At 46.2% G+C, this 11,056-nt stretch carries 11 protein-coding genes; all 11 read right to left on the reverse strand.

The annotated features are described in order from the left end of the window. Window positions 1-156 precede the first annotated feature (156 nt). Window positions 157-1,410: an SHOCT domain-containing protein gene (locus tag ACEN86_RS18155; protein ID WP_495631889.1), complete on the reverse strand. Its 1,254-nt coding sequence runs from the start codon at window positions 1,408-1,410 to the stop codon at window positions 157-159. Window positions 1,411-1,553: 143 nt separating this feature from the next. Then, window positions 1,554-2,441: a YitT family protein gene (locus ACEN86_RS18160; RefSeq protein ID WP_495631890.1), complete on the reverse strand. Its 888-nt coding sequence runs from the start codon at window positions 2,439-2,441 to the stop codon at window positions 1,554-1,556. Window positions 2,442-2,531: 90 nt separating this feature from the next. Beyond that, window positions 2,532-3,651, reverse strand: a protein-coding gene (prfB, locus tag ACEN86_RS18165; RefSeq protein WP_495631891.1) for a peptide chain release factor 2 whose coding sequence is annotated in 2 segments (ribosomal slippage) — window positions 2,532-3,578 and window positions 3,580-3,651 — 1,119 coding nt in all. Because the reading frame shifts where the segments join, the coding sequence is not laid out codon by codon here. A gap of 70 nt (window positions 3,652-3,721) precedes the next feature. Next, on the reverse strand, window positions 3,722-6,229 hold the full coding sequence (secA, locus tag ACEN86_RS18170) for a preprotein translocase subunit SecA (RefSeq protein ID WP_495631892.1): 2,508 nt from the start codon (window positions 6,227-6,229) through the stop codon (window positions 3,722-3,724). Between the two features lie 210 nt (window positions 6,230-6,439). Beyond that, a complete protein-coding gene (gene hpf / locus ACEN86_RS18175; protein WP_127198376.1) occupies window positions 6,440-7,006 on the reverse strand; it encodes a ribosome hibernation-promoting factor, HPF/YfiA family in 567 nt (188 codons plus the stop codon). Window positions 7,007-7,223: 217 nt separating this feature from the next. Continuing rightward, on the reverse strand, window positions 7,224-7,421 hold the full coding sequence (locus tag ACEN86_RS18180) for a cold shock domain-containing protein (protein WP_024631599.1): 198 nt from the start codon (window positions 7,419-7,421) through the stop codon (window positions 7,224-7,226). 226 nt (window positions 7,422-7,647) lie between these two features. After that, window positions 7,648-7,983 carry a flagellar protein FliT gene (gene fliT / locus ACEN86_RS18185; protein ID WP_495631893.1) on the reverse strand — a complete coding sequence of 112 codons (336 nt, stop codon included), beginning with the start codon at window positions 7,981-7,983 and terminating at the stop codon, window positions 7,648-7,650. Beyond that, complete coding sequence (fliS, locus tag ACEN86_RS18190) at window positions 7,976-8,368, reverse strand: flagellar export chaperone FliS (RefSeq protein ID WP_495631894.1); 393 nt, start codon at window positions 8,366-8,368, stop codon at window positions 7,976-7,978. The genes fliT and fliS overlap by 8 nt, the downstream gene beginning before the upstream one ends. Before the next feature lie 29 nt (window positions 8,369-8,397). Further along, on the reverse strand, window positions 8,398-9,876 hold the full coding sequence (gene fliD / locus ACEN86_RS18195; protein WP_495631895.1) for a flagellar filament capping protein FliD: 1,479 nt from the start codon (window positions 9,874-9,876) through the stop codon (window positions 8,398-8,400). Between the two features lie 16 nt (window positions 9,877-9,892). After that, window positions 9,893-10,282, reverse strand: a complete 390-nt coding sequence (locus tag ACEN86_RS18200; protein ID WP_495631896.1) for a flagellar protein FlaG — start codon at window positions 10,280-10,282, stop codon at window positions 9,893-9,895. A gap of 349 nt (window positions 10,283-10,631) precedes the next feature. Beyond that, window positions 10,632-11,012 (reverse strand): glycerol-3-phosphate cytidylyltransferase, encoded by a 381-nt coding sequence (gene tagD, locus ACEN86_RS18205; RefSeq protein WP_495631897.1) that lies wholly within the window; start codon window positions 11,010-11,012, stop codon window positions 10,632-10,634. Between the last annotated feature and the right edge of the window lie 44 nt (window positions 11,013-11,056).

The raw sequence follows: 11,056 nt of genomic DNA on the forward strand, positions 1-11,056 counted from the left end.
AGAACCTATTATACAGGGTAATTTTGGGATAACAAACATCTATATTACACACAGTTAAAATACTCGCATTGGGAGCAAGGTCGGAACTACCGGAATGTTTGGACTTTCGGCCAAGCAAAAAGAGACGCACACGGCGTCTCCTTGTTCGGTACAGATTTATTTATTCTTCCCTGGGCTCATCATCGACTGGGACTCATTAAAGTTCCAACCATGACCCTTGCTGCCGGACTCCGGCTTCGTTCCTTTAGGAGAAGGAACCCGGTTCACCTGTGCGGTAACGAAATCGATCAAGCTTTTCTTATACTTGTCGTACTGTTCCTTTGTGATCTCGCCCGCTGCCAGCTTCTTATCCAGCTTCGCCACGCGGTCTTTGACCAGCAGATCAACCACCTGCTGTGCAGTTTTGCTATTAGCTTCAGCTATAGCAGCGAGACTCTTCCCGGACTTCATCGCTGTGCGCAGTTCAGATTCTGTAACTCCCAGCAGCTTAGCCAGGTCCCCAAACTTGCCTGATTCCTCTACATCTTCCATTCCCTGAACAACTCCCGGGAACTTGGTGGTCAGCAGCTGCGCAGCTGCTTCAGCCTTCGCTGCCTTCTGCGCATCGTACTCCTCCTGAGTAATTTCACCGGCTGCCAGCTTGGCATCCAGGTCTTTAACATCAGCAGCAATCAGCAGATCAATAACCGCCTGAGTTTCAACCTTATATTCACCAGCGATTTCGGTAAGCGTCTTGCCTGCCTTCAGTTCATCATCGAGCTGGGTGGTAGTTATGTTAAATAGCTTGGCAATCTCAGCCGTATTCTGAAGTCCTGTAAGCGGAGCCTCTTGGGTGCTGTCAACCTTGCCTTCCGTTGTGAATGATAGGAGCTTATCGGCCGTTTTGGCAGCTTCGAGCTTCAGGGCCTGCTCTTTCTTTTGATCGAGCTTCTTCTGCTGTTCCTGCTCCTGCTTGAACTTTTGTTCCAGCTTTTGTTTCGCTTTCGGACTTAATTTCTTGTTCTTCAGCTGCTTGGCAAGCTCCTGTTGCTTCTTCTTATCAGCCTGCTTCTGCTTTTCCTTTTCCTTAGCCGATTGGGCATTCTTCTCAGCGGTAATCCAGCTTATGATCTTGGCCTTAAGATCCTCTTTGGAGATTCCCTGTTCGGCAGCTATTTCTGCCAAAGTCTGAGTCTGCAGCTTTTCTTTAAGAGACGCCGCATCCAGCTTTAGGAGAGTAAGAAGCTGTTTTTCGAATCTGCCCAACCCTTCAAGCTTGTCTCCCTGCTGCTCAGTGGTCTTCTGTTCTTGCACCGTACTTGTTCCCGCTGCTGCGTTTGCATGTCCCGTGGCCAGAATCCCCCCGCCCAGCGCCAGAGAGAATGCCATAACTCCGGCAGCTACTGTTTTTGCTGATTTGCTCTTTTTCATAATGAAGACCACCTCTCATGATGTGCTTGGTTGGTTACTTCTCCCAACACTATCAGTATAACTGAGATCAAGCGAGAGGGGACTACTTTTTTTCGATATTAATCGACAAAATTTTCTCCTTGTCGGAATGAACTCTCTTTTTGCTATGCTTGCCTCTTGAACCCTTCTCCCAGCACCTCATGCGCATTCGTGATAATCACAAATGCGGTGGGTTCAAGCTGCTGAACCAGCGTCTTCAGACGGGTAACTTCGCTTTGTCCAACCACAACCATCAGCACGGGCCGATCATCGCCGGTGTATCCGCCCCTTGCGCTAAGCTTTGTCAGTCCCCGATCCAGGTGAACCAGCACGGCATCCGCAATTTCATCCGTTTTCTCGGCGATAATATAAGCCACCTTCGTATAATTCAACCCTAGCTCGACCGCATCAATAATTTTACCGGTAATATAGAGGCCGATGAGCGCATATAGGGCCTTTTCGGGAGACAGTACAATTCCTGCCAGTACGATAACGAGCCCATCCATCATCACAACGCAAGTAGACAAGCTAAGCCCGCTGAATTTCTGGATAATCTGAGCCAGAGTAGACAGACCGCCTGTAGATCCCCGCCCACGGAACACAATCCCAAGCCCCAGACCCACCCCAATCCCTCCGTAGAGAGAGGAGAGCAGCGGGTCGGTCGTTGGTACGATCCAATCCTTCGTCAAATAGACGAATAACGGCAGCACTACTGTACCCAGAAGGGAGCGGATCGCATAATTGCGGCCAAGCAGCAGGAAGCCTGCGGCGAACAAAGGAATATTCAGCGCCCACTGGACATACGCCGGCTCGATGCCGAACAGGGAGTTCGCTACAATGGAAAGTCCGGATACTCCCCCCGATGCGATGTGACTTGGCAATAAGAACATATTGAAAGCCAGTGCGGTTATAAAAGATCCTATTATAATCATCAAACTATCCAGCACATGTCGGGCTGGACCCGTTATCGGGAATACTTCATTTATTCTGCGTTTACGGCCTTTTGGGGGCATGATTCCGTTCTCCTTCACTACGTCAAAGTGTTAATGGCCAAAAAAATTCCCGCACAAGTTAGCTTGTGCAGGAATCGTATATTTATTGGCTTAAGCTTGGTCTGCCTCAGTCTTGATTTGGCTTCGCAGATATCCATCGATGAAGGCATCCAGCTCGCCATCCATGACTGCCCCGGTATTCCCTGTCTCTATGGAAGTCCGGTGATCCTTAACCATGCTGTAAGGATGGAAGACATAGGAGCGAATCTGACTGCCCCAGGCAATATCAGACTGCTCTCCGCGGATTTCATCCAGCTGCTTCTGCTGCTCTTCGAGCTTACGCTCATACAGCTTGGAACGAAGCATTGTCATTGCCCGCTCCCGGTTCTTGATCTGGGAGCGTTCATTCTGACAGGTTACTACCACGCCAGTCGGGATATGGGTAATCCGCACAGCGGAATCCGTAGTATTAATGTGCTGACCGCCTGCACCGCTGGCCCGGTAGGTGTCAATCTTCAGATCCTCCGTGCGGATCTCCACATCGACATCTTCCGTAATTTCGGGCACGACATCACAGGACACAAAGGAGGTATGGCGGCGGCCCGAGGAGTCGAACGGGGAGATCCGGACCAGCCGGTGAACCCCTTTCTCTGTCTTCAGATAACCGTAGGCATTATACCCTTTGATCAGCAGCGTCACACTCTTAATTCCGGCTTCATCTCCCGGAAGATAATCGAGCACCTCTACCTTGAAGCCCCGCTTCTCCGCCCATCTGGTATACATCCGGAGCAGCATTTGTCCCCAGTCTTGGGACTCGGTACCCCCTGCACCCGGATGCAGCTCGAGGATCGCATTGAGCTTGTCATAAGGCTGATTCAGCAGAAGCTGCAGCTCGAACTCCTCGAGACGCTTCAGCAGGGATTCAACGGACTCGGCAATCTCGGTAAGAAGCGCCGCGTCCCCTTCTTCTTCTGCAAGCTCGATCATGAGAACAATGTCATCATTCTCCGATTGAAGCTTCTCGTACTGGTCGACCGATGACTTGACGGCGTTCATGTCTGCAATCACTTTTTGGGCAGATTCGTTGTCATCCCAAAAATCAGGCGCAGCCATCTTTTCCTCAAAGTTCGCAATCATTTCCTGCTTGAGATCTAAGTCAAAGAGACCCCCTAAGGTTGGATAATTTCTTGGCTATTTCACGCAGATCCTGCTTAATACTTGGATCGATCATGCTGCTTCGTCACCTCTTCTACTTGTTATATAGGCTGATCTTACTTCATCCTATATATGAACAGCTGCACTTAGTCGTTCTGTCCATGGCAGTGCTTGTATTTCTTGCCGCTGCCGCATGGGCAATCATCGTTGCGTCCGATCTGCTCGCCGCGTTGAACCGGGCGCTTCTCAGCAGGTTCGCCGTTCGTGGAAATCTGGTTCTCATCCACAACCGTCTGACGCTCCTGATTGGTCTCGATTTGTGCTTTCATAATATATGTTGCGACTTCCTCTTGGATACTCGCCGTCATCTCGTTGAACATCTCAAAGCCTTCGAACTGATACTCACGAAGCGGATCCGTACCGCCGTAAGCACGGAGGTGGATACCCTGACGCAGCTGATCCATGGCATCGATGTGGTCCATCCATTTGCTATCAACGGCACGAAGCACGATAACCTTCTCGAACTCACGGATCATTTCGACGCCGATATGCTCTTCGCGGGCATTGTATTTCTCAACAACCTTGTTAAAGATATACTCGATGATCTCATCAGCTTCCTTGCCCCACAGCTCATCCTTGGTCAATTGGCCTTCATCAAGCAGCTTGCTGTTGATGTACTCAGCTACTTCCTCCAGCTCCCAGTTCTCAGGAATATCGTCACTGCAGTGCGCCATCACGATACGCTCGATTACCGGCTTAATCATCTCAAGCACAATTTCCTTAATGTTCTCGGATTCGAGAATCTCGCGGCGCTGCTTGTAGATAATCTCCCGCTGCTGATTCATCACGTCATCATATTGAAGAACGACTTTACGAACGTCAAAGTTATTGCCCTCTACCCGTTTCTGAGCGGACTCAATAGCACGGGTTATCATCTTGCTCTCGATCGGTGAATCCTCGTCAAAGCCAAGGCGGTCCATCATAGCCAGCACGTTGTCAGCACCGAACCGCTTCATCAGCTCATCGCCAAGGGATAGATAGAACTGGGTTGAACCTGGGTCACCCTGACGTCCGGCACGACCGCGAAGCTGATTATCAATCCGGCGGGATTCATGGCGCTCGGTACCAATAATATGCAGACCCCCGATTTCGGATACGCCGTCACCCAGGATTATGTCGGTACCGCGTCCGGCCATATTGGTTGCAATCGTAACAGAACCCGGTTCACCGGCGCGGGAAATGATCTCTGCTTCTTCCGCATGATACTTCGCGTTGAGCACCTTGTGCGGAACGCCTTTGCGCTTCAGCATTTCATGAAGAAGCTCGGAGTTCTCAATAGACACCGTACCTACAAGAACCGGCTGATTGGTGGCATGACGCTTCACAATCTCTTCCACTACAGCCTTGAACTTGCCTGCTTCACTCTTGTACACGATATCCGGGTTGTCCACACGGCGATTCGGCCGGTTCGTAGGAACCTGAAGCACCTCAAGACCATAAATCTTCTTGAATTCTTCTTCCTCGGTCTTCGCCGTACCGGTCATACCGCCAAGCTTGCGGTACATACGGAAGTAGTTCTGGAACGTAATCGTCGCCAGTGTCATGCTCTCGTTCTGTACCTCGATGCCTTCCTTGGCTTCAATCGCCTGGTGAAGACCATCGCTATAACGGCGGCCAGCCATCAGACGGCCTGTGAATTCGTCAACGATCACGACTTCATCTTCCGTTACCACATAATCCACATCACGGCGCATAATCGCATTGGCTTTGAGCGCTTGTACAATGTGGTGGTTAAGCGTTACATGAGCGTGGTCATACAGATTCTCAATCCCGAAGGCTTTCTCGGCCTTCGCCACACCTTTCTCGGTAAGAGATACGGCCTTAACTTTAATATCCACATTAAAGTCTTCTTCTGCTTCCAGACGCTTCACAAAGCGATCGGCTGCATAGTACAGCTCGGTCGATTTCTGGGCTTGTCCCGAAATAATCAGCGGCGTACGCGCCTCATCGACTAGGATGGAATCTACTTCGTCAATAATGCAGAAATAGAGCGGACGCTGAACCATCTGCTCTTTGTAGAGAACCATATTGTCACGCAAATAGTCGAACCCGAATTCATTGTTCGTTCCGTACGTAATATCACAAGCATAAGCTGCCTGCTTCTCTTCATGCTCCATGCCATTCAGGTTGACCCCTACGGTCATGCCGAGGAAGTTATAGATTTGGCCCATTTCCGCGCTGTCACGCTGTGCCAAATAATCATTCACGGTTACAACGTGAACGCCCTTGCCAAGAAGTGCATTCAAATAAACCGGCAGGGTTCCGACCAATGTTTTCCCTTCCCCGGTTTTCATTTCTGCAATACGGCCTTCATGAAGCGCTATACCGCCAACGAGCTGCACATCGTAATGACGCTTGCCCAGCACGCGCTTGGAAGCTTCCCGTACGGTTGCAAAAGCTTCAGGCAGAATATCATCGATATCCTCGCCTTTCTCAAGTCTCTCTCTAAATTCTACCGTTTTATGTTGAAGCTGCTCGTCCGAGAGCTCCACAAATTTAGGTTCCAATGTATTAATTATGTCGACCGTCTTCATGAGACGTTTGACATCACGTTCATTCGTGTCGCCAAATATCTTTTTCACTAGTCCTAGCATGGTTTTCCCCTTTCACGCATAAACAGATGATTTGCCTAAATTGTAACAGTTTGTCAAGGTTGCCGCAACTTAAGCAGGAGTGCTTTCCCGCGGCAAATTCCCCCATATATGAATAAAGAGCCTTACCCGCGAGGCGGATGAGGCTCGGTCTCTTACGTATTAGCTGGATAAAATAAATTCAGATGATTCCTAATTCAATAGATCATTTAATCAAGCGTGTTCAATAAGTCCGTATTTCCCATCGGTACGTTTATACACTACATTGATCTCACGGGTATCCACATTGGAGAATACAAAGAAATCATGCCCAACCATATTCATTTGAAGTATGGCTTCCTCCACGTCCATTGGCTTAAATGTAAAGCGCTTGGTACGGACCACTTCGAGATCATCATCGGTTAGCGCATCTTCTTCCTCGCTCGCAAGCATAGGTCCATCCACAGGCTCCTCGACGAACAACGTCTTCAGACTGCCTTCTTGGCGGAATTTGCGGTTCACCTTGGTCTTGTGCTTACGAATCTGGCGTTCGAGCTTGTCCACTACCTCATCAATGGATGAGTACATGTCATCGCTCTTATCCTCTGCCCGGAGCACTACACCGGTTAGTGGAATGGTTACTTCCACTGTGTGCAATCCCCGGATGACATTAAGGGTTACATGTCCTTCTGAGGTGGGAGGTGCATCAAAGTACTTCTCAAGCCGGCTGAGTTTCTTGTCCACGTAATCATACAAGGCGTCAGTCACTTCAATCTGTTGTCCTCGAATACTGTAATTCATAGGGCACTCCTCCTTTGCCTCTATATTATACCATATGTAAAGCCCAAGTTAAAATGTTAACTCTGCAAAATAGGCCAAAAATCGAACTCATTTGTGACGGCGTGTGTAACATTTGGAAAGATCAAAAAAAGACCCTGGAAGTTCCAGAGTCTGTTGCTAGCGAATTCAATTGTTAACCATCGTTACCAGGTATATAGGTCGGCTAGAGCCGGGATGATTATAGCTTGATTACGTTAGCGGCTTGAGGTCCGCGTGCGCCTTCGACGATATCGAATTCTACGGATTGTCCTTCTTCAAGCGTCTTGAAGCCTTCGGATTGGATTGCGGAGAAGTGAACGAATACGTCGCCTCCGTCTTCAGTTTCGATGAAACCGTAACCCTTCTCAGCGTTAAACCATTTAACTTTACCTTGCATGCACTAACATTCCCTTCTTAGTCAAATGAAAGTGTGAAGATTTCTTCACATTTGGAATATAACATCCTTACTTTCCCATTGTCAATTGGAAATGAAAAGGTTTTTCTGTAAATTAAATGTGATATTTTGTCTAATTTCATCAGATTTTCTCAGGGGTAGTTTCGACAAAAAACGAGCCGGGTACAGGGTACCGGGCTCGTTTGAACTTTTGCTAGTATGGCATTATTTACTTTCTGCGATCCATAAGAATGCTATCCGGTGTATAGGAAGCTTCGTAAGCATTCCGCTGGGTTCTTACCTGCCCCCGGTGCTGCAGCCAATCTGCAGCTTCGTTCTTCAAAGTATCCATTCGCAACAATATAACGGAGTCTGCCCGTAATATTCCTTCTATTTGCTCAAGCTGTTGGTGATTAAAAGAGGTTGACTGCTTTAATCTGTTCAACTCATCTATGATTTGCTGACGTCTGCTAACAAAGTCTTCGAGCTCTTCATACGAGGTGAATTGAAGCCGTGTTACTATTTGCTCTGTTATGTCACTAAGCTCTGTGATCAAATTATCCATGCTGCAGCTCTTGACTGCCAGCAGTCATTTTAACGGCCTGAGCAAAGGTATCTCTAAGCTCGGTTAAATATCCTAGTGCTTCTTCTGCAGGCTTAACACTCTTCTTGACATTAGCCTGAATTAGCAAATAGTTCGTATACTCATACAATGACGCAAGCCCTTGAGATACTTCGTAAGAGCGATCCAAAGTTACTATTAATTCACTAATAATGGTTTGAGCTTTACCCAGGTTAAGGTTGGCCTTTGAATTATCCTGATTTTGCAATCCATCCATTCCGGACCGGATAAACCGGATAGCTCCATCAAATAACATTAAAAGCAATTGGCCTGGTGTAGACGTTTGGACAGATGACTGACGATATTTTTCATAAGGAGATGTTATCATTTGCCTTCACCCTTTACTTTTTAAAGATTTTAGCTTGAGGACTGATTTCCAAAGAGACTCGAGGATTGGGACTGAAGCTTACTCATGGCTGACTCCATTGCGCTAAACTGTTTGTAATAACGGGTCTCAATGTCACTCAATCTACTCTGAAGATTTGAAATGCGGCTGTTATAATCTTTAAGTTGATTCCCCATGCTACTTTGTGTTTTATAAATAGCATTGACATCGGTACTAAATTTAGAAGTACCCGCTTTAGAGACCAACAAGTCCAATGAACCATCATATTTTTTACTAAGTTCCTTATAAACACCAGTATCCGATGAACCACTTGTTCCTTGAAAAATACTTAATACTTTATCCGGATTATTCTGGAGTGCACTCTTTAACTTGTCTTCATCAATCTTCAAGATACCGTTCTCACTATAGCTTCCAGTTGTTATGCCGATAGAGCTAAGGTCACCGAGATGCTTCGTAATTACTTCACGCATGGAAGCAATCGTGGAGCTGAGAATGCTATCATTCTTCAGGAGCCCACTCTTTGCCTTCTTTTCCCATTCTGTGATCTCACTATCCTTCATTCCCTTACGCTGATCATCGGTAAGCGGCGGAAAATCTCTATATTTTGCTTCATCGATCTTTGAATTGAATGTCGTAATCAGATCATTATAATTATCAACAAAGGACTTAATCGTTGCCAGGGCACCAGTAGGATCCGATTGCGTAGTTATTATAGCTGGGTCACCTGAATTTGTTCCAGTGAAGTTAAGCGCCACACCATTTACAGTTAGAGAATTAGTATCCAGTGCATAGATCTTAGTCGCACCATCAGAGGAAATCTTGACCTCCCCCTTAGCAGGCGGAACATGATTGGATAGTTTAATAACATCAAGCAGGGTGGATGTCGTCGGATCAATTGCAATATCCTTTCCGAAATCCTTTGCAGTGATACTGAATCTCCCACTCACCTCATCATAGGAAGCGGCAACGTTGGCACCAGATGAGTTTATTTTCCCCAGCACCGCAGATATCGTGTCTGATCCCTTAATATCAATTCCTTCGCTGCCAACTAATTTCAGTACATAACTCTTGTTGGGGTCACTGCCATCCAAACTCGCGATGGTTGTCGTTAAGCTAGCGGACTTTCCATCAGAACCAACTAGAGTCTCAGTGGAACCCGACTGATATACTGCCTTTTGAGGAAGACTTGTCACTTCAACCTTCATTGACACATTAGAAGCAGAAGCAGTTGCAGTTGCCTTTACAGCATTAGTATTACCTGTAATCGTTGCGGCCTGAGTATTCATGGCAGATTGTTTATTGAAATTACTCATTTTCGTCTTCGCATCGATCAGTTTGATATTCATATCTCTGTAGCTGTCCCGCGTCCACTGAAGTAACGTCTTCTGTTGATTCAGCTTATCAAGCGGAGCACGCTGAGACGTCATCAAGCTTTTGACCATACTATCTATATCCATTCCTGAAAACCCGTTAATACGCATTGTTGTCATATACTGCCCTCCCCACTTACACTTTTTGGTCTACCATAATTCCGGCGATCTCCATCATTTTTGCAACCAAGTCCAAGGTCTTCTCGGGCGGTATCTCCCTGATTAATTCTCCGGTATCCTTGTTCAGAACTTTCACCATGATCTGATGTGTCTTCTCATGTACGCTCATTTCCAGTGTTGTGGAAGGACCCTGTAGCGCTTTAACCGCTCTGTCTATGGCGCGAATGAGTTGCTCATCCCCCATCGGTATTTGAACGCCTTGTTTTTCGAGCTTTGAAAGCTCTATTCCATTCTTAACCGCTTGTATAAGTTGATTATCCTGATTAGAAGCAGCTTCGCTAAGTTGACTTAAATTGTTTGTATTGCTGCTCACCGCATTTGTCGAAAGAGAAATTTGTAGATTCATCTTACAACCTCCGATGGCATTATTTATTATATTTATCGGATTAAAACAGGCTGGATTGAAGAGGATTACAGAAATTGATCTGATATCTTACAGTTTCTACAAGCGGGCACTACGGATGCAGACTAAAATAGCTAAGAAAAACCGTACATTTAATTAAAGCGTGCTGGTAAAATCCGTTGACATATACGTCAGCTATCACAAATGATGGAGGAAACATGGTGAGTCGAGGATGGCTATTTCAAGCCATCGACCGAAAATAAAAAGCAGGATTCCCTAATAACAAAGAGATCCTGCTTTATTAGTCTTAATTTTCATACAAAAGTTTTACTTATGAAACAGCCCTTTTTAATCATTTTTTTATAAATTCTTTAATCTGACTTGATGAGATATCGGGAGTACGAGGGAGATAGATAACCTCACAATCCAAATGGTCGAATTTCCCCTTCCAATCATCACCGATAACAAAAACATCTATTTGATATTTAATAATATCGAAGGGTTTTTGCTCCCAGTTATCTTCCGGAATTATCAAATCTATATACTTAATAGATTCAAGCATTTCTCTTCGTTCTTCATATGAAAGATAGGATTTTTTCCCTTTTAATTCATTAAATGAATCAGTCGATAGGCCTACAGTTAAGTGATCGCCAAGAGCTCTGGCACGTTGAAATAACAACATGTGACCATAGTGAAGAAGATCAAATGTCCCATAGGTAATAATCCTTTTCAATTCCAGCACCTACTTTCTGAATTCATTAAACACCTTCTTATATT

The sequence above is a fragment of the Paenibacillus sp. Paensp111 genome (assembly GCF_059492195.1).